The 25,193-nt window shown below is 71.1% G+C and carries 24 protein-coding genes; 7 read left to right on the forward strand and 17 right to left on the reverse strand.

Annotated features, from left to right (window positions below):
• Window positions 1–66 precede the first annotated feature (66 nt).
• From kynU to AB3M34_RS13680, 8 genes are all read right to left on the reverse strand, one after another.
• On the reverse strand, window positions 67–1,284 hold the full coding sequence (gene kynU, locus AB3M34_RS13645; RefSeq protein WP_370614641.1) for a kynureninase: 1,218 nt from the start codon (window positions 1,282–1,284) through the stop codon (window positions 67–69).
• Window positions 1,281–3,995 carry a cation-translocating P-type ATPase gene (locus AB3M34_RS13650; RefSeq protein ID WP_370614643.1) on the reverse strand — a complete coding sequence of 905 codons (2,715 nt, stop codon included), beginning with the start codon at window positions 3,993–3,995 and terminating at the stop codon, window positions 1,281–1,283. The genes kynU and AB3M34_RS13650 overlap by 4 nt, the downstream gene beginning before the upstream one ends.
• 88 nt (window positions 3,996–4,083) lie before the next feature.
• The gene (locus tag AB3M34_RS13655; protein WP_370614644.1) at window positions 4,084–5,256 is read right to left on the reverse strand and encodes an ABC transporter permease; all 1,173 of its coding nucleotides are present in this window, start codon (window positions 5,254–5,256) and stop codon (window positions 4,084–4,086) included.
• A 20-nt stretch (window positions 5,257–5,276) separates the two neighbouring features.
• Window positions 5,277–5,957: an ABC transporter ATP-binding protein gene (locus tag AB3M34_RS13660; protein ID WP_370614646.1), complete on the reverse strand. Its 681-nt coding sequence runs from the start codon at window positions 5,955–5,957 to the stop codon at window positions 5,277–5,279.
• Window positions 5,954–7,012: a peptidoglycan-binding protein gene (locus tag AB3M34_RS13665; protein WP_370614647.1), complete on the reverse strand. Its 1,059-nt coding sequence runs from the start codon at window positions 7,010–7,012 to the stop codon at window positions 5,954–5,956. Before AB3M34_RS13665 ends, AB3M34_RS13660 begins: the two co-directional genes overlap by 4 nt.
• Complete coding sequence (locus tag AB3M34_RS13670; protein WP_370614649.1) at window positions 7,009–7,569, reverse strand: hypothetical protein; 561 nt, start codon at window positions 7,567–7,569, stop codon at window positions 7,009–7,011. Before AB3M34_RS13670 ends, AB3M34_RS13665 begins: the two co-directional genes overlap by 4 nt.
• An 82-nt stretch (window positions 7,570–7,651) precedes the next feature.
• Complete coding sequence (locus tag AB3M34_RS13675) at window positions 7,652–9,145, reverse strand: sensor histidine kinase (RefSeq protein ID WP_370614650.1); 1,494 nt, start codon at window positions 9,143–9,145, stop codon at window positions 7,652–7,654.
• A gap of 50 nt (window positions 9,146–9,195) precedes the next feature.
• Complete coding sequence (locus AB3M34_RS13680; protein ID WP_370614651.1) at window positions 9,196–9,894, reverse strand: response regulator transcription factor; 699 nt, start codon at window positions 9,892–9,894, stop codon at window positions 9,196–9,198.
• A gap of 125 nt (window positions 9,895–10,019) precedes the next feature.
• On the opposite strand from AB3M34_RS13680, the gene AB3M34_RS13685 reads away from it, so the two are divergent.
• The gene (locus tag AB3M34_RS13685; RefSeq protein WP_370614652.1) at window positions 10,020–10,433 is read left to right on the forward strand and encodes a TIGR03667 family PPOX class F420-dependent oxidoreductase; all 414 of its coding nucleotides are present in this window, start codon (window positions 10,020–10,022) and stop codon (window positions 10,431–10,433) included.
• Between the two features lies 1 nt (window position 10,434).
• On the opposite strand, the gene AB3M34_RS13690 is transcribed toward AB3M34_RS13685, so the two are convergent.
• Together AB3M34_RS13690 and AB3M34_RS13695 are read right to left on the reverse strand one after the other, a co-directional pair.
• Window positions 10,435–11,061 (reverse strand): response regulator, encoded by a 627-nt coding sequence (locus AB3M34_RS13690; RefSeq protein WP_370614653.1) that lies wholly within the window; start codon window positions 11,059–11,061, stop codon window positions 10,435–10,437.
• Window positions 11,058–12,302, reverse strand: a complete 1,245-nt coding sequence (locus tag AB3M34_RS13695) for a sensor histidine kinase (protein ID WP_370614655.1) — start codon at window positions 12,300–12,302, stop codon at window positions 11,058–11,060. Before AB3M34_RS13695 ends, AB3M34_RS13690 begins: the two co-directional genes overlap by 4 nt.
• 175 nt (window positions 12,303–12,477) lie before the next feature.
• Between AB3M34_RS13695 and AB3M34_RS13700 the strand changes: the two genes are divergently transcribed.
• Entirely contained in the window at window positions 12,478–13,512 is a 1,035-nt protein-coding gene (locus AB3M34_RS13700; RefSeq protein WP_370614657.1) for an ABC transporter permease, read from the forward strand.
• Window positions 13,509–14,189: an ABC transporter ATP-binding protein gene (locus AB3M34_RS13705; protein WP_370614659.1), complete on the forward strand. Its 681-nt coding sequence runs from the start codon at window positions 13,509–13,511 to the stop codon at window positions 14,187–14,189. The genes AB3M34_RS13700 and AB3M34_RS13705 overlap by 4 nt, the downstream gene beginning before the upstream one ends.
• Window positions 14,190–14,214: 25 nt before the next feature.
• Here AB3M34_RS13705 and AB3M34_RS13710 read toward each other — a convergent pair whose 3' ends face one another.
• From AB3M34_RS13710 to rpsO, 3 genes are all read right to left on the reverse strand, one after another.
• Entirely contained in the window at window positions 14,215–15,540 is a 1,326-nt protein-coding gene (locus AB3M34_RS13710; protein WP_370614660.1) for a M16 family metallopeptidase, read from the reverse strand.
• On the reverse strand, window positions 15,537–17,780 hold the full coding sequence (locus AB3M34_RS13715) for a polyribonucleotide nucleotidyltransferase (protein WP_370614661.1): 2,244 nt from the start codon (window positions 17,778–17,780) through the stop codon (window positions 15,537–15,539). Before AB3M34_RS13715 ends, AB3M34_RS13710 begins: the two co-directional genes overlap by 4 nt.
• A gap of 328 nt (window positions 17,781–18,108) precedes the next feature.
• Window positions 18,109–18,405 (reverse strand): 30S ribosomal protein S15, encoded by a 297-nt coding sequence (gene rpsO / locus AB3M34_RS13720; RefSeq protein ID WP_370614663.1) that lies wholly within the window; start codon window positions 18,403–18,405, stop codon window positions 18,109–18,111.
• A 204-nt stretch (window positions 18,406–18,609) separates the two neighbouring features.
• Here rpsO and AB3M34_RS13725 point away from each other — a divergent pair, with 204 nt between their 5' ends.
• A complete protein-coding gene (locus AB3M34_RS13725) occupies window positions 18,610–18,816 on the forward strand; it encodes a hypothetical protein (RefSeq protein ID WP_370614664.1) in 207 nt (68 codons plus the stop codon).
• A 14-nt stretch (window positions 18,817–18,830) separates the two neighbouring features.
• On the opposite strand, the gene AB3M34_RS13730 is transcribed toward AB3M34_RS13725, so the two are convergent.
• On the reverse strand, window positions 18,831–19,787 hold the full coding sequence (locus AB3M34_RS13730) for a bifunctional riboflavin kinase/FAD synthetase (protein WP_370614666.1): 957 nt from the start codon (window positions 19,785–19,787) through the stop codon (window positions 18,831–18,833).
• A gap of 112 nt (window positions 19,788–19,899) precedes the next feature.
• Between AB3M34_RS13730 and AB3M34_RS13735 the strand changes: the two genes are divergently transcribed.
• From AB3M34_RS13735 to AB3M34_RS13745, 3 genes are read left to right on the forward strand one after another with little or no spacing between them, the layout of a single operon-like run.
• Complete coding sequence (locus AB3M34_RS13735; RefSeq protein ID WP_370614668.1) at window positions 19,900–20,253, forward strand: hypothetical protein; 354 nt, start codon at window positions 19,900–19,902, stop codon at window positions 20,251–20,253.
• A 44-nt stretch (window positions 20,254–20,297) separates the two neighbouring features.
• Entirely contained in the window at window positions 20,298–21,692 is a 1,395-nt protein-coding gene (locus AB3M34_RS13740; RefSeq protein WP_370614669.1) for a sensor histidine kinase, read from the forward strand.
• Window positions 21,689–22,354, forward strand: coding sequence for a response regulator transcription factor (locus tag AB3M34_RS13745; RefSeq protein WP_370614671.1), 666 nt, complete (start codon window positions 21,689–21,691; stop codon window positions 22,352–22,354). Before AB3M34_RS13740 ends, AB3M34_RS13745 begins: the two co-directional genes overlap by 4 nt.
• A 12-nt stretch (window positions 22,355–22,366) precedes the next feature.
• On the opposite strand, the gene AB3M34_RS13750 is transcribed toward AB3M34_RS13745, so the two are convergent.
• The 3 genes from AB3M34_RS13750 to AB3M34_RS13760 form a co-directional block, all read right to left on the reverse strand.
• Window positions 22,367–23,254 (reverse strand): serine/threonine-protein kinase, encoded by an 888-nt coding sequence (locus AB3M34_RS13750; RefSeq protein ID WP_370614673.1) that lies wholly within the window; start codon window positions 23,252–23,254, stop codon window positions 22,367–22,369.
• Between the two features lie 91 nt (window positions 23,255–23,345).
• Window positions 23,346–23,789 carry a hypothetical protein gene (locus AB3M34_RS13755; protein ID WP_370614675.1) on the reverse strand — a complete coding sequence of 148 codons (444 nt, stop codon included), beginning with the start codon at window positions 23,787–23,789 and terminating at the stop codon, window positions 23,346–23,348.
• Between the two features lie 163 nt (window positions 23,790–23,952).
• The gene (locus AB3M34_RS13760; protein WP_370614677.1) at window positions 23,953–25,188 is read right to left on the reverse strand and encodes a phospholipase D-like domain-containing protein; all 1,236 of its coding nucleotides are present in this window, start codon (window positions 25,186–25,188) and stop codon (window positions 23,953–23,955) included.
• Between the last annotated feature and the right edge of the window lie 5 nt (window positions 25,189–25,193).

Here is a 25,193-nt window from a genome sequence, read left to right on the forward strand (position 1 = left end):
GACCGGCGGCGCGCTGCGGGGACGCGTCGAACCGGTACCACCGAGCCTACGCCATCGAGATGACGCTCAGAGAGCCTCGACGATCCCCCGCGTCACGTCGAGAGCACGCCACAGCTCGGCGTACGAGGTGGTGAGCGGGGAGAGACCGAGCCTGATCATGTCGGGGTTGCGGAAGTCTGGGACCACCTTCGCGGCGTACATGGCGGCCGAGACCTCGCGCGACCGGTCCCCCTGGATGGTGACGTGCCCGCCCCGTCGCGCGGCGTCGCGCGGCGAGGCCACCTCGAACCCGTGGGGTACGAGCCAGGCGTCGACCAGCTCCACGCACAGGTCGGTCAGTGCGACGGCCTTCGTACGGATCGCCTCGATCCCGGCCTCGGCCACGAGCGAGACCGACGCGTCGACCGCCACGATGCCCGGGACGTACGCCGTGCCCGACAGCATCGCCCGGATCGACGGGTCTGCCTCGTACGTCGGACCCATCGCGAACCTGTCCGCGCTGCTCCACCAGCCGGTGATCGGCTGACGCACGGAGCCCAGGTGCTGTGCGGCGACGTACAGGAACGCCGGTGCACCAGGGCCCGCGTTGAGGTACTTGTAGGTGCACCCGACCGCGAGGTCGACGGCGTCCGCGTCGAGGGCGAGCGGGACGACGCCGGCCGAGTGGCACAGGTCCCAGGCGGCAAGTGCGCCGACCTCGTGGACCAGGGCGGTCAGCATGCGCACGTCGAGCATCGCGCCCGAGCGGTAGTCGACGTGGCTGAGCAGCACCAGCGCCGTACGTTCCGACAGCACCTCGCGCAGCGAGGACTCGGTCACGCCCTCGACGATGTTTGGTCGCAGCCACCGCACCGTCATCCCGCGCGAACCGGCGACCGACTCGACGAGGTAGCGGTCGGTCGGGAAGTCGCTGTCGGTCGCGACGATCTCGTCGCGGCCCGGACGCAGGTCGCAGCCGGCGTGCAGGAGCTTGAAGATGTTCACCGAGGTCGACTCCGCGATCACCGTCTGACCCGGCGCCGCGCCGAGACAGGCGGCGGCGAGACGGTCGCCTACCTGCTCGGGAAGGTCGAGCCAGCCTTCCTCCCAGCTGCGGATCAGCCGCCCGCCCCACTCGTGGCGCAACGTCTGCTCGACGCGCTCGAGGGTGCGCAGCGGCGGGCGTCCGAGCGAGTTGCCGTCGAGGTAGGCGACGGGGTCGTCGCCCATGAGGAACTCGGCACGGAAGGGGGCCAGCGGGTCTGCTCGGTCGAGCGCCACGGCATCGTCGTACGTGGAGGTCATCCTCTGATCCCACCATGGGCCCCGCGGTGGCGGTCCACCGCCTTGCCCGCCTCCACCAGCAGGAACACCCCCACCGCGAGCGCCGCCGTGTAGGCCCACACACCGAGGCCGATGGGTGCCGACTCGAACCATCGGTTCATGAACGGGAGGTACGTGAACGCGAGCTGCGCCGCGATCAGGCCTGCTGCCGACGCCCACACGACCCGGTTGCCGCGCAGGACCGCCAGCCTGAGGCTGGACGCGTCGAGGAAGCGTGCGTTGAAAAGGTACGCGAGCTGGCCGAGCGCCAGCATCGTCACCGCGGCGGTGCGCGCCTCCGGGAGCGACAGCCCGGCTTCTCGGGTCGTCGTGAAGACGAGGAGCGTCGCGCCGCCGATGATCAGCGACACCACCACGATCCGCACGCCGTACACCGTGTCGACCACCGAGGTCTTCGGATCGCGCGGCGCGCGGTCCATGATGCCGGGCTCGGCCTGCTCGTAGGCGAGTGCCAGCGACAGCGTGACCGCCGCGACCATGTTGATCCACAGCACCTGCACCGGCTCCAGCGGAAGCGTCATGCCGACGATGACCGCGACCAGCATCACGAGGGCCTGCGCCCCGTTGGTCGGGAGCAGGAACAGGACGGACTTGCGGACGTTGTCGTAGATCCGCCGCCCCTCCTCGACCGCCCGCTCGATCGTGGCGAAGTTGTCGTCGGCAAGGACGACGTCGGCCGCCTCCTTCGTGGCCTCCGTCCCCTTGATGCCCATCGCCACACCGACGTCGGCCTGCGTCAGAGCCGGGGCGTCGTTCACCCCGTCGCCGGTCATCGCGACGACCTCCCCGTGGTGCTGGAGCGCCGAGACGATCCGGATCTTGTGCTCGGGACTCGTCCGCGCGTACACGTCGACGTCCCGGACGACGTCGCGCAGCTGAGAGGTCGACATCGCCTCGAGCTCGGGACCGGTCAGCACATCGATGCCAGCACCGTCGTCGGTCACGATGCCCATCTCGCGACCGATCGCCAGCGCCGTGCCCGCGTGGTCGCCGGTGATCATCTTGACCTTGATCCCGGCGCGTCGGCACCGGGCGATCGCGGCGACCGCCTCGGGGCGTGGCGGGTCGACGATGCCGACCAGGCCCACCATCTCGAGACCCTCGCTGACGTCTGCGTCGGCGATCGCGCTCCCCGCCGGCGGAGGGGCCCCGACCGCGGCCGCGAGGACGCGCAACCCGTCGGCGCCGAGCGCGTCGATCCGTTCCTCCCACCACGCGTGGTCCAACGCCTCGCGAGCGCCGTCTGCACCTCGCTGGTAGGAGCAGCGGTCGAGGATCCGGTCGGGTGCTCCCTTCACGTACACCGACACGACGCCGGCAGGGTCCTCGTCGAGCGTCGCCATGTACTTCGTCTGCGAGTCGAACGGGATCACGTCCAGCCGGCGCCACCCCTCCCCGTCGAACCCGCTCTTGAGAGCGAGCGTCCGGAGCGCCCCGTCGGTCGGGACGCCGACCAGGGACCAGCCGGACTCGTCGCGTCGTACGACCGCGTCGTTGCAGCGGGCCATCGCCGTGACCAGCGCCGCGAGGTCCCCGCGGTCGGAGAGCGTGGCGGTGCGCCCACCGGTCCGGACGGCCCCCTCAGGGGCGTACCCGATCCCCGTGACCTCGTACGAGGCCGCCCGCGTGACGACGGTCCGCGAGGTCATCTCGTTCTTGGTCAGCGTCCCCGTCTTGTCCGAGCAGATCGTGGTGACCGAGCCGAGCGCCTCGACCGCGGGGAGCTTGCGGGTGATCGCGCGCTGGCGCGCCATCTGCTGGACGCCCAGCGCGAGGATGATCGTCACCAGCGCCGGCAGCCCTTCGGGCACCGCCGCGACCGCGAAGCCGATCGTCGCCGAGACCAGGTCCGGCAGGCTGAAGTCGTGCACGAGTCGGCCGACGAGCACCATGACGATCGCCATGACGCCGATCAGGAGGGCGAGCGCCTTGCCGAACGCGTCGAGCTGCCGGCTCAGCGGCGTCTCCAGCGGCTCGACGTCGTCGACCAACGTCTGGATCCTGCCGACCTCGGTCTCCTGACCGGTCGCCGTCACCACGCCACGACCGCTGCCCTGCGTGATGAGCGTGCCTGAGAACACCATGTCGGTCCGGTCCCCCACGCCGGCGTCGGGTGCGACCACGTCCACGTCCTTGGTCGACGGCACCGACTCCCCCGTCAGCGCCGACTCCTCGGCCTGGAGGTTGGAGGCGCCGACGAGCCGCAGGTCCGCGGGCACCTTGTCGCCGCCGCGGAGCCTGACCACGTCCCCGGGGACCAGCGCGTCCGCGTCGACGCGCTGCCAGCCCCCGTCACGCCGTACGTCGGCCTGCACGCTGAGCATCGTCCTGATGCCCGCCAGCGCCTTCTCGGCCCGGCCTTCCTGCACCAGTCCGATGGCCGCGTTGATCACGGCGACCGCCAGGATCACCGTGAAGTCGACCCAGTCCTCCAACGCGGCCTTGGCGGCCGCCGAGGCGAGCAGGATGTAGATGAGGGTGTCCTGGAACTGCGCGACCACCCGGCGCCACCACGGGGTCGGCTCCGGCGGCGGCAGGCTGTTCGGGCCGACCTCGGCGAGACGGCGCTCCGCCTCCGTCGTGGTCAGGCCCTCGCGGGTCGTCCCGAGCCGCTCGAGCACCTCGTCCGCGGGTGCGGCCCAGACCGGCGGCTCCTCGGTGATCGGCTGCATGTCCCCCATCGAACCGTGCCGGGACGGTGCCCGCACCCCGCACGCCGCCGCGTCCGGGGTGGCCCGCACCACAGTCGTACGCCCGCCGTCAGGGTGTCGCGAGAGCCTCCGTCGGCGACATCCGAGCGGCGCGGACCGCGGGATAGAGCCCGGCGACTCCTCCGATGAGGAGCGTCGCGGCCAGCCCGCCGGCGCTCGCCCACAACGGGACGACGGTGATCCAGCCCTGGTACGCGGCGTACGCGGACGTCACGGCGATCCCGAGCAGCAGGCCGCCGAGTCCTCCGAGCACGCAGAGAAGCTGGGACTCGGCCAGGAACTGCAGCCGCACCTGCCCTCGCGTCGCGCCCATGGAGCGCCGAAGCCCGATCTCCGACCTGCGTTCGAGCACCGAGATGACCATCGTGTTGGCCACCCCGACCCCACCGACCAGCAGTGCTACTCCTCCCAGTCCCAGGAGGAGGCCGCTCAAGGCTTTGTCGGTCGCCTGCTGCGCGGCCAGTGCGTCGGACGGCCGCGAGACCTCGACCTCGCTGGGACTCTCCGGGTTCGCGGTGGCGGCGAGGACGTCGCGGACCGCGGCGACGGCGTCCTCCTCGGCACGGGCGTACACCGTGGTCGGATAGCCCTCGAAGCCCAGCCGAGCCTCCGCGACCGGCCACCCGACCAGTGCCGACATGTCCAGCTCCGGCGTCAGCGCGGACGGGCGAAGGATCCCCACGACCGTGAACCACTCCCCTCCGAGCCACACCCTGACGTCCGCCCCGGGAGCCGTCACCCCGAGCCGCTCGGCGGTGGTGCTTCCCAGGACGACCGCCGGGTAGCCCGCCGTCGCCTCGTTGAGCCACGCGCCGGCGGCAACGGTCACCCCGGCAGTGTCGAGGAGGTCGGTACGGGCGGCGCGCACCGAGATGCCGCCGGATTCCGCCTCCGGCACGAGATCGGAGCGATAGGCGCTGGCATCCAGCGTCGCCGTGGCGCTGGCCGACGTCACCGGTCCGATGCGGCTGATCATCGCGACCGCGTCGTCGGGCAGGTGCGCGGTGTCCCCGAAGAGGGTCTCCCCCGGCCCGACGGTGAGGAGATTCGTCCCGAGCGCATCGAGCTGCCGGTCGAGCTCCGCGCGGCTCGACGCCGAGATGCCCACGACCGCGAGCATGGACGCGATGCCGATCGCGATGCCGAGCGCGCTGAGGACCACCCTCAGGGGTCGGGTGACCAGTCCCGAAGCACCGACGCGTACGACGTCACGGAGTCTCATCCGCGCCGGCCTCAACGCGCTCATCTGGCCACCCCCGTCGTCACGACGCGACCGTCGCGCACCTCGACCTGCCGCGGCACCCTCGCGGCGATGTCGCGGTCGTGCGTGATCACCACCACGGTGGTGCCGGCCCCGTGGAGCTCGCGGAGCACGTCCATCACCATGGCGCCCGACGCGGAGTCGAGGTTTCCCGTCGGCTCGTCGGCCAGGAGCAGCGCCGGCTCGGCGACGACCGCGCGGGCGATCGCCACCCGCTGGCGCTCGCCGCCGGAGAGCTGGTGCGGGCGGTGGTCCAGCCGGTGTCGCAGACCGACGCGCTCGAGAGCGTCCGCCGCCCGGCGCCGCCGCTCGCGGCGTGGAACCCCGAGATAGAGAAGACCGTCGGCGACGCCGTCTACGGCGGCGACCCCCGGCGCGAGGTGGAACTGCTGGAAGACGAACCCGATGCGGCGGGCCCTCAGCGCGGACAGCTGGCCGTCCGACAGTCTCGCGACGTCGTGGCCGTCGATCTCCACGGCGCCGGTCGTCGGCCGGTCGAGCGTGCCCAGCAGGTGGAGCATGGTCGACTTGCCCGATCCCGACGGTCCGACGATGGCGAGCATCTCACCACGGCCCACCTTGAGCGAGACGCCGTCCAGGGCGCGCACGCCTCCGGGGTACGCCTTGACGACGTCACGGGTGTCGACGATCCAACGGGTCATGACGGGACCACCACCGTCGTCGCCTCGGACAGGTCCTCGCCCGTGACCTCGACCATGCCATCGGCGAACAGTCCGACCTCGACCGCCACGTACGAGGTCGCACCGTCGGCGACGACCTCCACCCCGTATCCGCCCTCCGCGAGCGCGACGAGCGCGTTCACGGGAACAGCGAGGACGTCCGCGCGCTCCTCCGAGGTGAACGTCACGTCGACCGGGGCGGCGTCGAGCCGCCCGAGCCCCGTCTGCTTCGCCATCGTGACCGTCACGGGGACGGTCGTCGTCGTCTCGGCCCCCTGCTCGTCACCTTCCTGCGTCGTGGCGACGGTGCCCACGTCGCTGACGCGCCCGTCGACGACCGTCCCGTCGGGCAGCGTCACCGTCACCCTGTCTCCCCGCCCGACCGACTCCTGGTGCTCGACCTCGAGGTCGACGGCGACGGACCGCCGCGTCCGGGTGGTCGTGATCAGCGGGCCGCTGGCGGGGTCCCCGACATCGACCACGTGCGACGCGACGCGGACGGCGCCGTCGGACACCACCACGTCGCCCACGTCGACGCGGCCGGTCTCCTCGACGTCCAGGTCCTCCTGCCACTGCTCGACCGCGTCGGCCGTCGCACTCGTGAACTCCTCGTCGACGGTGAACCCGCCGTACCCCAGCGCCCTCAGGTTGCGCTCGAGCTGCTCGACGTCCGCGCCCTCCACCCCCGTGGACAGCGACCGGTACGCCGGCACCGTGCCGTACAGCAGGACCACGGGGCGTGCGTCGACCTCGTAGAGGCGCTCACCCCGCTCGACCACCTTCCCGGTGGGCCGCAGCCACGTGACCGTCCCCCCGACGCGAGACGAGACCGTCGTCGCCGATCCGTAGCCGAGCGTGCCGTCGACCGTCTCGGTCGCGGTCAACGTCGTCCGTACGACCTCCGCGGTGGCCGCAGGGGCCGGCTCCTGGGACGAGGGCTGCGGGTCAGCACCGCCGTAGCCGACCGCGGCCGCCGTCGCTCCGGCGATCCCGAGGCCCGCGCCCGCAGCGACGGCCACCCGCGTCAGCCGCCTCATGCCGAGGACCCGTCGGCCTCGTCGCGCGCCCCGGGCTGCAGGTCCGCGCAGGCCTCCATCGCCTTGCGGGTCGACTCGTCGTCCTCGAACCGTTGCAGCATCGGTCCGCCGTCGGCCTTCGGGTCGGGCATGTCCACACCGTGCTCACGCATGCAGGCGGCGAACTCGCGCATCTTCTCGAGCTGCTCCTCGGTGGGCTTGTGCGGCCTGCCGTCGCCCGGGGCCAGCTTGCGGCAGGCCTCCATCGCCTTCTCCACCGTGGCCTGGCTGGGGCCGCTGCCTTTCTCGCTCTTGATGGTGATGCGAGGTCCCTTCCCGTCCTCGGACGGCTTCGGGTCCTCCATCGGGACGCCGTTCTCGCGCATGCACGCCGCGAACTCGAGCGCCTTCTCGTCGTCGGACTTGTCGTTGTCGGACTTGCCGTTGTTGCCGTCGGCGTCCTCGTTCGGCTCGGAGGTGCCTCCGTCGGCCGTGGCGATTCCATCGTCGCCGCCGGCGGAGCCACCGCACGCGCCGAGCACCAGCATCACGAGGACTGTGACCGGAACGACCAGCATCCATCTCGCTGTGCGCCCTCCCGTAGGGGGCCGTGTTGTCGTGTTCATACCGGCAGCGTCGTCGCACAGCCTCGGTGGTCCCTCAAGACGACCTCGAGGTCTCCTCAGAGTCCGCGCGGCGCGGCAGGACGACCCGGAAGGTCGCACCGTGAGGCACGGTGCGGGACAGCACGACAGCCCCACCGTGCGCCGCAGCGATCGCCGCCACGATCGAGAGCCCCAGTCCGGCGCCGCCGCCGGTCCCGCGGACCCGACTTCGATCAGGGCGGTAGAGACGGTCGAAGATCCTGGCCGCGTGCTCCGGCGCCACACCGGTGCCGTCGTCGCGGACCTCCAGGTGCACCGCAGGTCCGGACGGCCAGGTGCCGACGACGGCCTGCGAAGCGCCCGTACGCCCGTCCGGCCCTCCCGTGCCACGACCGGCGCGGACCGTCACCGTCGTGCCGGGCCCGGTGTGCTCGAGGGCGTTCGCGACCAGGTTCGTCGCCACCTGCCGCAGGCGTGCCTCGTCGCCCGTCACCGCGACCGGGACCGGCACGCCCACCTCGACCTCGAGCTCCAGGCCGATCGGCCGGCCAGGACACCGCGCGCCGGCGTCTCGCACCACGTCCGCAGCCACAGCAGCGAGGTCCACGCGTTCCCGCGCCGTGGGCCGTCTCTCGTCCAGGGCCGCGAGCACGAGCATGTCGTCGACCAGCGACCCCATCCGTGCCGCCTCGTCCTCGATCCGCCGCATGGCGACGTCGAGCTCCGGGCCCGGTGGCGCGCCGCCGTGGCGGTAGAGCTCGGCGAACCCGCGGATCGACGTCAACGGCGTCCGCAGCTCGTGCGACGCGTCCGCGACGAACGCGCGCAGGCGCCGCTCGGACGTCTCCCTGGCGGTCAACGCGCCCTGGAGCCGGCCGAGCATCGTGTTGAGCGCGAGGCCCAGCCGTCCGGGTTCGGTGTGGGGATCGGTGTCCGGCACACGGGCCTCGAGCGCCCCGCCCGCGATCGCAGCCGCGGTCCGTTCCATCCGAGTGAGCGGGCGCAGCCCGACGCGGACGACCGCCAGCGCCGCGCCGGCGATGAGGACGACCGCGGCCAGGCTCACGGCCAGCCCGGTCCAGAGCAGCCGCGTCACCGTCGCCTCGACGTCGGACAGGGAGGCCGCGACCGCGACGTACTCGCCGGTGGGAAGCGAAGAGACCGAGACCCGCCAGGCGGCGCCGTCCTCGACGTCGTCGACCGTGAACGTCGCGCCGCCGGCGTGGTCGGCGAGGGCCTCGGCCGACGGGAGCTCCGGTCCACCTTCGCCCCCGGGGCCGACGAGCGCGGTCTCCCGCCCGTCAGGCAGGACCCGGATGATCCGTAGCGTCTCTCCGACGATGTCGTTCACCGTCGTGTTGAGCATCGGTCCCTGCTCTGCTGCCGACGGTGAGCCCGCGAGGCGCTGCTGGACGACGACCTGACCGGACGTCATGCGCTCTACCTGGACGTCCACGCGGTCGGTCATGTAGCTCCGCAGCAGGGCGGTTCCGACGAGAGTGACGACGACCAGCGCAGCCCCCGCGGCGACCACCACCACCGCGGTCATGCGGGAGCGGACCGTCCACGACCGCCACGGCCGAGAGCCGGTCAGTCGCATCACGGCCGTCGCTCACGGAGGGAGTAGCCGACCCCGCGGACGGTCTGGATCAGCGGTGGACCGTGGGCGTCGAGCTTCTTGCGCAGCGTATAGACGTACGACTCCACGATCGCGCCGCTGCCGTCGAACTCGTAGCTCCAGACCCGGTCGAGGATCTGCGTCTTGCTCACGACACGACCCGCGTTGGCCAGCAGGTAGCGCAGCAGCTTGAACTCCGTCGGTGACACCTCGACGCTGTGCCCGGCACGGCGTACCTCGTGCGCGTCCTCGTCGAGCTCGAGGTCGGCGTACCGGACGACGGCGTCCTCCTCGCCCGCCTCAGGACGGCTTCGCCGAAGGATCGCGCGGACGCGGAGGACGACCTCCTCGAGGCTGAACGGCTTGGCGACGTAGTCGTCTCCCCCGGCGGTGAGGCCGGCCACGCGGTCGTCGACACCACCGCGGGCGGTGAGGAAGAGGATCGGGACACGGTGGTCAGACGCTCGGAGGCGACGCGCGACCTCGAGGCCGTCCAGGTCCGGCAGCATGATGTCGAGCAGGACGAGGTGCGGGTCGTACGCGTCGACGGCTGACAGGGCGTCACGGCCTGTGTGGGCCTGCCGGACGTCGAGGTCGACCAGCCGCAGCGTGGAGCTCAGGAGCGTCGTGATGTTGGGCTCGTCGTCGACGACCAGCACTCGTGCGCCCTGCCCTGCCATGAGGTCAGGGTCGCGGACGAACCTCACAGGAACCTCGGAACGACCTGAAGGTTGGCTGAGACCGACGGCCGTCGCGCTACGGTCGAAGGAACGGCAGCACCTGCCGACGGCGACAGGAGGAACCGATGACGAACGACGTGACGACGCTCTCCGCCGGAGCACGCGAACGGCTCGACACCGAGTCCGTGGTCTGGTTGACCACCGTCAACGCCACCGGAGAGCCGATCCCGACGCCGGTGTGGTTCGTCTGGCTCGACGACGAGCTCTGGATCCGCAGCCAGCCCACCGGCGCCAAGGTCGCCCACGCCGCGGGCAACCCGCACGTGGCGCTCAACCTGAACTCCGACCGGACCGGCGGGGACGTGGTCGTCCTCAACGGCACGGCGAAGGTCGAGGAGGCGATGCCGGGTGCGGTGTGGGACGCGTACGAGAGGAAGTACGCCGACCAGATCACCGGCCTCGGCTACACGCCGACCTCGTTCGCCGACGACTACTCCACGACGTTGCGGGTGACGGTCGGACGCGTACGCGCCTGGTAGATCAGGGCAGGAGCCCAGCGTCTCGCGCTGCCGCCACGGCCCCCGTCCTGCTGTCGACGCCAAGCTTGCCGAACACGTGGACGAGGTGTGACTTCACCGTCGCCTCGCTGATGAAGAGCGCCCGGGCGGCCTCGCGGTTCGACATCCCGTCGGCGACCTTCGCAAGGACCTCGAGCTCGCGGGCCGAGAGCTCGAGCGACGGGTTCTGGAGCCGGTCCACCAGCCGCTGCTGGACGACCGCAGCCAGCACGGTCTCCCCGGCCGCAGCCCGGACGACCGCCTGGACGAGCTGGTCTGGCGGCGTGTCCTTCAGCAGGTACCCCGCCGCGCCCGCCTCCACCGCCCGCAGGATGTCCGCGTCGGTGTCGTAGGTGGTCAGGATCAACACGTAGGGCGGATCCGCCTGACGACGCAGGGCGGAGGTCGCCGCGACCCCGTCCATCCCGGCGCCGAGCCGCAGATCCATCAAGACGACCTGGGGCCTCGTACGGGTGACCACTCCGAGCGCCTCGTCGCCTGAAGACGCCTCGCCGACCACGCGCACGGAGCCGCTCGCGCCCAGCAGCGCCCGCAGTCCGGCGCGCACCACCGGATGGTCGTCCACGAGCACCACGTCCACGAGGGTCACGTCTCCTCCTGGCCAGGCGGGAGGCTGCTCTCCGTTGGCGGCGTCTGCAACGGGAGAGTCGCCACGACGGCGGTCCCCTGCCCCCGTGCCGTCTCCACCTCGACCGCTCCACCGAGCTGGGTCAGGCGCTCCCGCATGGCGCGCAACCCGAATCCGGACCGCTCCTCGCTCGCCGCGCCCACCGCCGGATCGAAGCCCACTCCGTCGTCCACGACGTCGAGCCGCACCGCGTCCTCGGCGTAGGTCAGCGTCACCTGCACCCGCGACGCGCGCGCGTGCTGGCGCGCATTCGAGAGCGCACCTTGGGCAAGGCGCAGCAGCGCCACGTCGTACGCCGTCGGCGTCGGGCGCGGGTCACCGTCGACCGTCAGCCTGGTGTCGGGCGCACCCGGGTCTGTGATGCGCTCGATGAGCCGCGCCAGTGCGCCGGTGAGAGGCACGCCTCCGTCGAGGTCGAGGGGCGCGAGCGCGTGGACGACGCGGCGCGCCTCGTCGAGGTTGTCCGACGCGGTGCGCTCGATGCGCCGGAGAACGTCGGTCGCATCCTCGGCCCCCGTCAGCCCGGCTCGCGACAGCAGGACGATCGAGGAGAATCCCTGCGCGAGCGTGTCGTGGATGTCGCGCGCCAGCCGCGCCCGCTCTGCCTCGGCTCCGGCTTCCCGCTGGGCGGCGACGAGGGCGTTCTGGGCGGAGATCAGCTCGTCGCGCGCACGGACGAGTGCGCGGACAAGCGCCCGACGCCGCGTGTCCTGGGTGACGAGCCGCTCGTACAGGAGCCCCATCCCGACCGCGACCGCCGCGCCGATGCACGGTCCGAGCACCCGGGCGACCACGCTGCCGTCCCCCTGCGCGAGCTGCGTCGCGACGACTGCGACGGTCATCAGGACCACGGTCGCGACGGCCGGAACGACCGGCAGGACATGGAGGCAGATGAAGAAGATCGCGAAGGCGACCCACGCGAACTCCGCGGACCACAGGACGAGGAGGAGCCACCCGAGAACGAGTCCTGCGAGCCACACCCGTGCCCGCCAGGTGTCCGTTTGGCGGCGCACCGTCGACACTCCGCCTGCGTACCAGCCGCCGAGCATCACCGCCCCGACGACCGCCACGGCGTCGCCGGTCCGCACCGCGCCGATCGCGAGAAGGGCGACGAACAACGCGTGCTGGCCGAGCTGCATGGTGCGCAGCACGGCGGTCTCGTCGGAGCCGTCTCGCCGGACGGCGTCTTCCACGTCAGTCATGGTCACCGCCACGGTAGCCGTCGACCCGCCCGAAGCCCCGGGGTTCGACACCGGATCCATCGTTCGATGGATCCGGCCGTCGTCCGTAGGCGTGACTGACGATCGTGCCTGCGGACGATGTCCGGACCGCCTGCGCCGGACACGCTGGAAGCACCCCGAACGAAGGAGCGAACCCGTGTTCCTCGCCCTCCGCGAGCTGCGCAGCGCCCGTGGACGCTTCACGCTGATGACGGCTGTGATCGCGCTCCTCAGCCTGCTCGTCGTGATCCTCTCCGGTTTGACCGCCGGCCTGGCGGCCCAGAGCGTGGGCGCGCTGGAGCGTCTCGCAGCCGACCACGTCGCACTCTCCGCACGCGGACCCGACCAGAGCTCCTTCGACACGAGCGCCGTCACAGCGGCGGATGTCGAACGCCTCGCCCGCACGCCCGGGGTGACCGAGGCTGACGCCTGGGGGGTGACCACCGACCGGGTCGGCGAGGACGCCGTCGCCGTCCTCGGCGCAGTGCCGCACAGCTCCATCGCCCCCGAGGAGCTCGCTCCGGGGACGGCTGTCACCGATCGCTCCCTCGGCGTGGCGGTCGGGGACACCGTCCGCGTCGGAACGACCACTCTCCGCGTCGGCGGCACCGTCGACGGCGACATGCTGAACCATCTTCCCGCCGTGTGGGTCCCTCTCGACGTATGGCAGTCGCTCGCCGGCAGTGGTGGAAAGACCGCCACGGCCGTCGCACTCACCACCGACGACACCTTCGATCCCGCTGCAGCGCCGCCGGATCTGCAGGTCCAGGCACGGGGCGACGCACGCTCCGCGGTCGGCTCGTACTCCGCCGAGAACGGGTCGCTGACGATGATCCGGGGACTCCTTCTCGCGGTGAGCGCGCTCGTGGTCGGCGCGTTCTTCACGGTGTGGACCATCCAGCGCACACCCGATCTCGCCGTCCTGAAGGCGATCGGCGCACGGACCGGCTACCTTCTCCGCGACTCGCTCGGCCAGGCCGCCGTCGTCCTCCTGGCGGGCGCAGGAGCGGGCGCCGTCGTCGGTACCGCGTCCGGGCTCGCGGTGTCGTCGCAGGTCCCCTTCGTCGTCGACGCGTCGACCACCCTCGGGCCGCTGCTCCTGCTCGTCGCGCTCGGGCTCCTCGGCGCCGCCGCCGCTCTTGGCCGCATCGCCGCCGTCGATCCCCTCACCGCCCTTGGAGGTTCCCGATGACCCGGCTCGCTCTCGACGACGTCACGCTCACGTACCCGGACGGCGACCGCACGCTCGTCGCGCTCGACCGGGTCTCGCTCCGGGTCGACGCCGGCGAGATCCGTGCCGTCACCGGGCCGTCGGGATCAGGGAAATCGAGCCTTCTCGCCGTCGCCGGGCTCCTCCAGCGCCCTGACAGCGGCGCCGTCCGGCTGGACGGCGAAGAGCTGACGGGGCGCTCTCGCTGGGAGGACACGCGTGCCCGGCGAGAACGGATCGGCTTCGTGTTCCAGCAGGCGAACCTGCTCGGGTCACTGACTTCGCTGGAGCAGCTCGAGATGGCCGCCCGCGTCGCCGGCAATCACGGGGCCGAGACCGACGCCCGATGCCGCGCACTCCTCGACGCCGTCGGGCTCGAGGGTGAGACCGCCCGGCGGCCGCACCAGCTGTCGGGCGGTCAGCGGCAGCGCGTCGCGATCGCGCGCGCGCTGATCAACGCTCCTGCGCTGCTGCTCGTGGATGAGCCGACCTCCGCGCTCGACTCCGCGCGCAGCCGGGAGATCGTGACGCTTCTGGCCCGGATGACGCACGAGCAGCAGGTGGCGACGGTGCTTGTCACCCACGACCTCGACACGTTGGACCTGGTCGACAGCCGGACCACGCTCGCCGACGGGCGGCTTCTCGCACCGAAGGCGTGAGAAGCCGCGCCGGTGCAGACCGCGGTCAGACGTCGATCGCGTCGAGCGACTCGAACGGGCCCACCACGGCGAGGGCGGGCTTCCCGGCGAACAGCTGCGCTGCGTCACGGGCGTCGTCGAGCGTGACGGCGTCGATCTTCGCGAGCATCTCGTCGAGTCCGGCGATCTCGCCGTTGAGGAGGTCGGCCTTGGCGATCCTGCTCATCCGCGACGCGGGATCCTCGAGACCCAGGACGACACTGCCCTTGAGCTGGCCCTTGCCGCGCTCCAGCTCGTCGAGGCTCGGACCGTGCTCGGCGAAGGCGCCCAGCTCGTCGCGGACGACCTTGAGGACGTCGCCGAGCTTGCCGGGGGCGCATCCCGCGTAGACGCCCAGCATCCCCGCGTCGGCGTAGTTCGCGCCGAAGGAGTAGACCGAGTACGCGAGGCCACGCTTCTCGCGGATCTCCTGGAAGAGTCGCGACGACATGCCGCCCCCGAGCACCGCGTTGACCACGCCGAGGGCGTGGCGCCGGTCGTCGCCGCGGGCCAGGCCAGGAAGCGCCGCGACGACGTTCGCCTGCTCGGTCGGCCGGGTGACGAGCCCGCGTGCGCGCCGGAAACGGGTCCGACCGTTGCCCTTGCGGGAGGGCGCCGGACCCGCGTCTCCGGCAGCGGCGAGCGAGGACTCGAACGCCGCGGCGACCTGGGTGACGACACGGTCGTGGTCGACGTTGCCGGCGACGGCCACGACGATGGCCGACGGCACGTAGCGGCGGCGGTAGTAGCGGAGGATCTGCGCACGGGACAGGCCGCGGATCGTGTGGGGATCGCCTGCGACCGGGCGGCCGAGCGGGGTGTCTCCCCAGGCGAGGGCGGTCGCGAGGTTGTGGACGACGTCGTCCGGGTCGTCCTCGTTCATCGCGATCTCTTCGAGGATGACGTCACGCTCGGCCTCGACGTCGTCGGCGGTGACCACCGAGTCGGTCACCATGTCGGCGAGGACGTCGACCGCCAGCGGCAGGTCGTCGTCGAGCACCCGTGCGTGGTAGCACGTGTACTCCTTGCCCGTGAAGGCGTTCATCTCGCCTCCGACCGCCTCCAGGGCGGCCGAGATCTCGAGCGCCGAGCGCTTCGGCGTCCCCTTGAACAAGAGGTGCTCGAGGAAGTGGGAGGCACCGGAGAGGGTGGGGGTCTCGTCGCGGGATCCGACCCCCACCCAGATGCCGATGGTGGCCGTCCGCACGCCCGGCATCGCCTCGGTCACCACGCGCAGGCCGCCTTCGAGGACGGTGCGTCGAACCAGACCGCCCTCGGTCAGGAGGGTCTGCGTGGTGCCCGGGGTCTGCGCCGGGTCGAGCGGGACGGTCACGAAGCGCTGTCGGCCTGGGCCTCGTCGGCACCCTCAGCGGCTGCCTCGCGCGAGGAGGAGGACTCCTCGACGGCCGGGATCAGCGACAGCTTGCCGCGGTCGTCGATCTCGGCGATCGCGACCATGACCTTCTGACCGACCTTGACGACGTCCTCGACGTTCTCGACGCGCTTGCCGTCGTTGAGGTCGCGGAGCTTGCTGATGTGCAGCAGGCCGTCCTTGCCGGGCATCAGGGAGACGAACGCACCGAAGTTCGTCGTCTTGACGACCGTGCCGAGGTAGCGCTCGCCGACCTCGGGCATCGTCGGGTTGGCGATCGCGTTGATCGCCGCGCGTGCCGCCTCGGCGGCCTCGCCCGACTCCGCGCCGACGTAGACGGTGCCGTCGTCCTCGAGCGTGATCTGCGCGCCCGTGTCGTCCTGGATCTGGTTGATGACCTTGCCCTTGGGGCCGATGACCTCACCGATCTTGTCGACCGGGATGCGGATGGTGATGATCCGCGGCGCGTAGAGCGACATCTCGTCGGGCTCGGCGATGGCCTCGTTCATGACGTCGAGGATCGCGAAGCGGGCGTCGCGCGCCTGCGTCAGCGCACCGGCCAGGACCGACGCGGGGATGCCGTCCAGCTTGGTGTCGAGCTGCAGCGCGGTGACGAACTCACGCGTGCCGGCGACCTTGAAGTCCATGTCGCCGAAGGCATCCTCGGCGCCGAGGATGTCGGTCAGCGTCACGTACTGGGTCTCACCGTCGACCTCGCCCGAGATCAGGCCCATCGCGATGCCTGCGACCGGCGCACGCAGCGGGACACCGGCGTTGAGCAGCGACATCGTGGAGGCGCAGACCGACCCCATCGAGGTCGAGCCGTTGGAGCTCAGCGCCTCCGAGACCTGACGGATCGCGTAGGGGAACTCCTCGCGCGTCGGCAGCACCGGCATGAGCGCACGGCCGGCGAGCGCACCGTGACCGATCTCGCGCCGCTTCGGCGAGCCGACCCGGCCGGTCTCACCGGTCGAGTACGGCGGGAAGTTGTAGTTGTGCAGGTAACGACGGCTGCGCTCGGGCGACAGCGTGTCGAGCTTCTGCTCCATCGTCAGCATGTTGAGCGTCGTGACGCCGAGGATCTGCGTCTCGCCGCGCTCGAACAGGGCCGAGCCGTGGACGCGCGGGATGGCGCTGACCTCGGCGTGGAGCGTACGGATGTCAGCCAGACCGCGGCCGTCGATGCGGACCTTGTCGCTCAGCACGCGCTGGCGGACGAGCTGCTTGGTGACCGAGCGGACAGCCGCACCGATCTCCTTCTCGCGACCGGCGAACTGCTCGCCGAGCTTGTCGAGGACGTCGGCCTTGATCGCATCGAGCTTGTCCTCGCGCTCGGCCTTGCCTGCGATCGTCAGCGCCTGGCGCATGTCGTCGGCGGCAGCGGCCTCGACCGCGTCGTACACGTCGTCCTGGTAGTCCAGGAAGATCGGGAACTCCTGCACCGGCTTGGCGGCCGACGCGGCGAGCGCCGCCTGCGCCTCGCAGAGGGTGCGGATGAACGGCTTGGCAGCCTCGAGGCCCTCGGCGACGACGTCCTCGGTCGGCGCGGTTGCGCCGCCACGGACGAGATCCCAGGTGACCTCGGTCGACTCGGCCTCGACCATCATGATCGCGACGTCGTCGCCGGCGACACGACCCGCGACGACCATGTCGAACACGGCGTTCTCGAGCTCGGAGTGCTTGGGGAACGCGACCCACTGGCCGTCGATGAGCGCCACGCGGACGCCGCCGATCGGGCCGGAGAACGGCAGACCGGAGATCTGCGTCGACGCCGACGCGGCGTTGATCGCGAGCACGTCATAGGCGACGTCGGGGTTGAGGGCCATCACCGTGATGACGACCTGGACCTCGTTGCGCAGACCCTTCTTGAAGGTCGGGCGCAGGGGGCGGTCGATCAGGCGGCAGGTGAGGATCGCGTCCTCGCTGGGGCGCCCCTCACGGCGGAAGAACGAGCCGGGGATGCGACCCGCGGCGTACATGCGCTCCTCGACGTCCACCGTCAGCGGGAAGAAGTCGAAGTGGTCCTTGGGGTGCTTGCCGGCCGTCGTCGCCGACAGCAGCATCGTGTCGTCGTCGAGGAAGGCGGTCACGGCGCCGGCGGCCTGGCGGGCCAGCACACCGGTCTCGAAGCGGATCTCACGCTTGCCGAATCGACCGTTGTCGATCACGGCGGTCGTGGAGTGGATCTCGGGTCCCGTCATGGGTATCCCTTTCTCACGCGCATCCAGCGCGTGCGTCTCGCGGAGCAGTCACGCGAGCGGTTGGTGCGCACCGTCTGGGTGCGCCGGCTCCGTTTGGGCGCCGGTCTTCGATCGAGGTCCGCGAAGTGCTGAGCGTCTCGTACGCCGCAATCCGCGAGCCACTACCGAGGACCGAGCGTCGACCCCGGGCGCTGCTCCGTCTGTTGGTGGTGCGATGTGAAGTTGTCAGGTCGAGGGGTGACCCTGGGCCCAGTCTGCCCGAGCCCAGGCACCTCGTGCATGCGACGAGCGGCCCGTCCAGAGGCGGAGGGGCCGCTCGTCGCTCAGATCATCGGCGCAGACCGAGGCGCTCGATGAGGCTGCGGTAGCGGGCGATGTCGTTCTTCTGCAGGTAGTTCAGGAGGCGGCGACGCTGGCCGACCATCAGGAGCAGGCCGCGCCGGCTGTGGTGGTCGTGCTTGTGCGTCTTGAGGTGCTCCGTCAGGTGCGCGATGCGCGCCGTGAGGAGTGCCACCTGGACCTCCGGAGAACCGGTGTCGCCCTCGGTGGTGCCGAACTCGGCGATGATGTCCTTGCGGTCGACATCCTTGATCTCGGCCGGGGTGTACGTCTTGGTCGCGCTCACGCGGTCTCCTTCTGGTCGTTGCACGGCGCGCCGGGGCATGTTCACCCGGGCACTCTCGATCCGTGGCCGTTCTGACGGCAGCGTCCAGGATATCAGCGGCGTGAAGCCATCCCTAATCGGTCGGCCCCTCCCCTTGCGCACGGCGCGGACCGACGACACCATCGAAGGAAAGTCACCATCGCACGTGATCACGGAGGTGGCCACATGTCCGAGTTCGAGACCGAGTCGTTCGACACCGAGGCACCGCTCGACGACGACCGACCCGAAGAGCGTCTGACACCAGATCCCGACCTCGATCCGACGCCTCGGGTGGACCTCGACGAGGTCGACCCGTTCGCCGAAGCGGCCGAGGCCGACCAGATCGACCAGGCCTGGGAGGTCGCGCTGGACGACGGCTTCGACCGCGGCTGACCAGCTCGTACGGCTCAGCGTGGGGCGCTGAGTGCCTCGCGGACCTCGACCACGTCGTGGTGCATCCGCTGCACCAGCGCGTCCATCCCCTCGAACCGCACCTGCCCCCGGATGCGGGAGACGAACGAGACCTCGACCTCGACGCCGTACAGCTCGAGGTCGTCACGGTCGAGCACGTACGACTCCACGCGGCGCTGGACGCCGTCGAACGTCGGGTTGCTCCCGACGCTGATCGCCGCCGGCATCGGGTCGCCGCCGTCGCACCGCCGCAACCATCCGGCGTAGACGCCGTCCGCGGGGACGGCCATGCCGTACGGAGGGAGGACGTTCGCGGTCGGGAACCCCATCTCACGGCCCCGCTTGTCGCCCTCGACGACGACGCCGCGGAGGCTGTGCGGGCGCTGGAGGACGTGCGCGGCCTCGGCCACGTCGCCCTCGGCGACCAGCTGGCGCACGTACGTCGACGAGTAGGCGAGGTCGTCGCGGCCGTCGAGCGTGAGGCCCTCGGCGATGAACCCGTGCTCCGGGCCGCTGGCGGCGAGCGTCGCGGCGTCGCCGGCGGCACGGCTCCCGTACGTGAAGTTCGCGCCGACCACCACGCCGGCGGCGCGGAGCTCGCCGACGAGGATGCGTGCGACGAAGTCCTCCGGGCTCCACCGGGCCATCTCGGCCGAGAAGGCGAGCACACGGACCTCGTCGGCGCCCGCCGAGCGGAGGAGCTCGATCCGCTGCTCGACCGTCGTCAGCATCAGTGGCGCACGATCGGGTGCGAACACGGCGGTCGGGTGCGGGTCGAAGGTGACCGCGACGACCGGCAACGGGGCTGCCCCGATCTCTGTAGCCAGGTTCTTCGAGCGCGCGAGCACGCGTCGGTGCCCGGCGTGGACGCCGTCGAAGACACCGATGGTCGCCACGCTCGGTGCGCTGCGGGCGCCTGTCTGCGCTCCGTCGATCGCTCGCCACACGTTCACAGGGCAACTGTGCCATGGGCAGTGCCGCCGCCGTCGGTCACTCCCCCGCACCATGAGAGTTCTCTCATCCGCACTTCATGTTCCTGCGTGGGTGGAGCAGGATGCTGGGACCATGACGCTCTCGACGAAGATCGCGCTCGCCCTGCTCGGCGTTCTCGTCGCCGTCGTGGGAGCGACGGCGGCGTTCGCGGGACTAGGTTCGTCGGCCCCGGCTCCGGGCGAGACGCAGCCCTTGCGCATCGCCCCTACGACCGCCGCTCCGACGGCGACGACGACGACGGATCCCGCGCCCACTCCCCGACCCACGAGCCCGCCGACCCGCCCGGGTGACGGTGACGACGACGACTTCGAGCAGCAGACCCCCACGCCGCGCACGCTGGACGACGACGGCAGCGATGATGGAGACGACGACGGCGGCGATGACGGCGGCGACGACAGCGGCGATGACGATGGGGACGACGACTGAGCGCACGGACTGCCTTCTCCGTACGTCAGCGCATCACGGGCGTGGTGGCGCTGCTGACGGGCGTCGCGCTGCTCTGCGCCGGGCTCGCGGCGTACTTCGTCGAGCTGCGCCGCGTCGACGACCACGTCCGTGAGCAGATCACCCAGGAGCTGAGAGAGTTCCAGACGTTGCAGGAGCGCGGCGTCGACCCTGAGACGAACGCGCCGTTCACCGACCCCGACAGCCTCCTGACGACGTTCATGACCCGCAACCAGCCCAACGCGCACGAGCGGATCATCGCGTTCTCGAGCGACGGCGAGCGTCGCTTCCTCGGTCGCCGCGACTCCTCGCTGTTCTCCTCCCCGGACTTCACTGAGGCAGTCGACCGCCTCCGGGCCGCGGGCGGCAGCACGGTCGTCGAGACAAGCACCGGGCGCCACGTGATCGCCGTACGCCCCGTCCTCGGGCCGGCCGACAAGGACGCGGCGTTCGTCGTCGCCTGGAACGTCACCGCCCAGCGGGCGGAGATCCGGAGCATGCTCCTGACCTACGTGGCCGTCGCGTTCGGCTCATGGCTCGTCATCACGCTGGTCGCCTGGCTGATCGCGGGACGGCTGCTGCGGCCGGTCCGCACGCTTCGTACGACCGCGGCGCGGATCACCGACGGCGGCGACCTCAGTCGCCGGATCCCGGTCACCGGCAGCGACGACCTCACGGCGCTCACGGAGACCCTCAACGAGATGCTCGAACGCCTCGACCAGGCCTTCGCCTCGCAGCGCGAGCTCCTCGACGACGCCGGCCATGAGCTGCGCACCCCGCTCACCGTCCTCCGCGGCCACCTCGAGCTGATGGACGTCGACGACCCGGTCGAGGTGGCGTCGACGCAGGCGCTCCTGCTCGACGAGGTTGACCGGATGAGCCTGCTCGTCGACGACCTTCTTGTCCTCGCCAAGGCGCGGCGCCCCGACTTCGTGCGCCCCGAACCCGTCGACGCGGTCGCTCTCGTCACCGGGATCCTGGACAAGTGCCGGGCGCTGGGCCCGCGCGCGTGGGTCCTCGACGCCATGCCCCACGACGGCTCGGTCTCGCACCTCGACCCCCGCCGTACGACCCAGGCCGTCCTCCAGCTCGCCGAGAACGCCGTACGCCACACCGCTGACGGCGACACCGTCGCGGTCGGCTGCACGGTGGACCGCCACGGCACCACGCTCTGGGTGCGTGACAGCGGCCCGGGTGTGAGTCCTGCTGACCGCGCGGTGCTGTTCGAGCGGTTCCGTCGCGGCACCGCCCCACGCGGCGAGGGCTTCGGTCTGGGACTCTCCATCGTCTCGGCGATCGCCGACGCCCACGGAGGCACCGTCTCGCTCGACCCCTACCGTCCGGGAGAGGGCGCGACGTTCCGTCTCTTCCTGCCCGACACCATCGCCGAGACCACCGACACCGCCGAAGGAGAACGATGAGCAGCATCCTCGTGATCGAGGACGAGGACCGGATCGCGTCGTTCGTCGCCAAGGGACTCCGGTCCGAGGGCTACACGGTCACCATCGTCGCCGACGGGATCACCGGCCAGGACTATGCGCTGACCGGCGACTTCGACCTGGTCGTCCTCGACATCGGCCTGCCGCTCCTGGACGGCTTCTCGATCCTCGACCGGCTCGCGGTGGAGCGACCCGCGCTGCCGGTGATCGTGCTGACAGCCCGCGACTCCGTGACCGACACCGTCGCAGCGCTGGAAGGCGGCGCGGCCGACTACATGAGCAAACCGTTCCGGTTCGACGAGCTCGTGGCTCGCGTCCGGCTGCGTCTGCGCGCCGTTCCCGGCGGCGGACCGGCGGACGACGTGCTCGAGGTCGCCGGCGTCCGGCTCGACCTGCGCCGCCGGGTGGCCAGCGTCCACGGCAAGGACGTGGAGCTGTCCTCGCGGGAGTTCACCCTCGCCGAGGTGTTCCTCCGCAACCCCGACCACGCGCTCTCGCGGGAACAGCTGCTGTCCCAGGTCTGGGGGTACGACTTCGACCCCGGGTCGAACGTCGTGGACGTCTACGTCGGCTACCTGCGCAAGAAGCTCGGCTCCGACCTCATCAAGACCGTGCGCGGCGTCGGATACCGGTACGGCGGCTGACGGCTTGGGCGATCAGGCGGTCGCCGAGATCTTGAAGCCTGCCAGGCGAGCCTTCGGCATCGCCTCCATGAGCGGCTCGATCAGCCGGGCGATCTCGGCGGGCGCCGGACGGTCCTGCGGTGCTGGAGCCATGCAGCGGTACACCAGCTCCGCGACCTCGACGGGCACGAAGTACGGCATCGGCCGGGGGCGGCTCACCAGCTGGGGATAGCGGACCTCGAGCGGGTCGTCGCCCCCGCCGATCGCGAACGGCGCGTAGCCGCTCGCCGCGTAGTAGAGCGATGCGCCCAGGCCCCACACGTCGCTCGCCGGTCCGGGAGCGCCGTACCCCTGCGGGTCGGCCTGCTCAGGCGCCATGTAGTCGTCCGTGCCCAGGACGTAGGTCAGCGCCTGCGCGTCCTCGGTCCGGCGCGCGATGCTGAGATCGATCAGCTTGGCGGGCGAGCCCATGATGACGTTGCTCGGCTTGACGTCGAGGTGGACGACGTCGCGTACGCCCAGGTAGTGGAGCGCCGAGGCGAGCTCGAGGCCGAGCGGCAGCAGCTGCTGCACCGGGAGCGCTCCGTGCTTGCGGACCAGCGACGAGAGCCGCGGACCGTCGATGTTCTCGAGGATCAGGTGCGGCCGGGGGGCGTCGAGGTCGAGCCCGAACCGTCGTACGACGGCAGGGTGCGCGAGCTCGTCGAGCATCTGCGCCTCACGCGCCAGTCCGCGCAGCGTCGTCTCGTCGTCGACCTGGTCGGGTCGGACGACCTTGACGACCACCGGCGCGTGCAGGACCTCGTCGAAGCAGAGGTAGGCCTCGTACGCGTTGCCGCCGCCGAGCAGGCGCATCGCGATGAGGTCGTCGGTGAGCGAGTCGCCACGGGCGAGCTCCCAGGAGGCCAGCTGATCGGTCATGGTGTCCCTACTTCGACGGTCGTACGGAGTGGAGGGTGGGCGGTGGAGCGGGGAGCCGGGCGTCGGGGGAAACGCCCGGCCCCCCGGCTCGTCAGGCGCGGCGGTAGCGGGTGTCGTTCTTGCTGCGGTCGTTGGTCCGGTTCGCCGAGCGGTCACGGGTCCGGTCACCGCCGTCGCGGGTCCAGTCCCTCGTCTTGTCGGCGCGGCTCCGGTCGCGGTCGCGGCTCACCTTGGTCTTCCGGCTGTTGGTGCGGTCGTTGCTGCGCGCGGAGTTGCGGCTGTGCGCGGTGCCGCGGCTGATGTTCGAGCGCGTCGCCCGGCTGCGCGTGTTCGTGTCGTCCGCCTTGCGTGCGCCGTCGTCGTCATCGTCGTCGTCTGCGACGAGCACGACGGCGTCCTCGCCGTCGATCCGCTTCGTGACGGCGGGCTGCTCGGCGGTCGCGGTCGACATCGACGAGGCACCCCAGGCAACACCGCCCAGGGCGATGGTGGCGCCGAGTGCCGCGACGCCGGTCCGGATGATCGAGCTGCTCATGATGGTCCCCTTGTGGTCTCTCGCCGGCGGTGCCGGCGGTTTGCCTTCGTTCTGACACCACTGATGCTGTCGAGACGCAGTGAGACCTGTGTGAGTCGACGGTGAGAGCGCTCTCACCGTGCGTTCACCGTCCGTTCACCCACGGAATCCGCGTGGCGGGGCGCTACAGCAGGGGACGCAGGGGCACCAGAACGGCCTCACTGAAGCGGGCCCGGTGGCGGCGGCTCGACCACTCCTCGAGGGTGAGCTCGCGCGTGGCGGTGCAGTCGTTCTCGAAGACGCGGTCCATCATCGCCGCGACGCTCTCGTCGACGACCTCGGCGTTCACCTCGTAGTTGCCGGTGAGGCTCAGGCGGTCGATGTTGGCGGTGCCGATGGTCGACCAGCGTCCGTCGATCGTCGCGGTCTTCGCGTGGACCATCGCTCCCTGGAAGAGCAGGATCTTGACGCCGCCGCGGAGCAGCTGTGAGTAGAACCCGCGCGAGAGCCAGTCGCAGAGGACGTGGTTGGAGATCTCGGGAACGATGACCCGGACGTCCACGCCCCGCCCGGCCGCACGCAGCAGCGCCGCGAGGACGTCGCGGTCGGGGATGAAGTAGGCCTGCGTGATCGAGACCCGAAGGCTCGCACGGTCGATCGCGTCCAGGTACATGTTGCGGATCGGGAACGACAGGTGGATCGGCGCGTTGCGGTGCGCCCGGAATCGGGGCTCCCACTCGATGTCGCCCGTGTCGACCAGGTCGGGCTGAGATCCCTTCCGGTGAGCGTTCCAGAAGTCGACGAACGCGTTGTTGAGCTCCCACGTCAGCGGCCCCTCGACGCGCAGGTGGGTGTCTCGCCACTTCGTCGCGTAGTCGGACCCGATGTTGTAGCCGCCGACGAAGCCGACCTTGCGGTCGACGACCAGGATCTTGCGGTGGTCGCGACCGGTCTTGCGGATCCGCAGCACGAAGATCCATGGCGTGAACCACGGGTGCCGCATGACGTGGACGGAGGGCGGGAACCGCTTGAACGAGCGCTTGACGACCAGGTTCGCGAACACGTCGTAGATGACGTGCACCTTCACCCCGCGCTCCGCGGCGGCGATGATCTCGCGCTTGAACTGCTCGCCGAGCGCGTCGTCCTTCCAGATGTACGACTCGAGATGGACCTCGTGCTTCGCGCCCCGGATCTCCGCGAGCATCGCGTCGAAGAGGTCGCGTCCGTAGGTGTAGAGCGTGAGGGTCGAGTCGCCGAGCTTCTCCGAGATCGGCGGGAGTCGCGGGAACACCACCTCGTCGGCGTCCCCGACCCGCCGCTTGCGCCGCGTGTCGACGATCATGAGGACCGCGGTCACCAGCACGATCAGGACGAACCAGATCGCCACGAACCACAGCGCGATGTTCAGGATCGTCGACATGGCTG

Origin of the sequence: Mumia sp. Pv4-285, assembly GCF_041320275.1 — a bacterium.
Lineage (GTDB): Bacteria > Actinomycetota > Actinomycetes > Propionibacteriales > Nocardioidaceae > Mumia > Mumia qirimensis.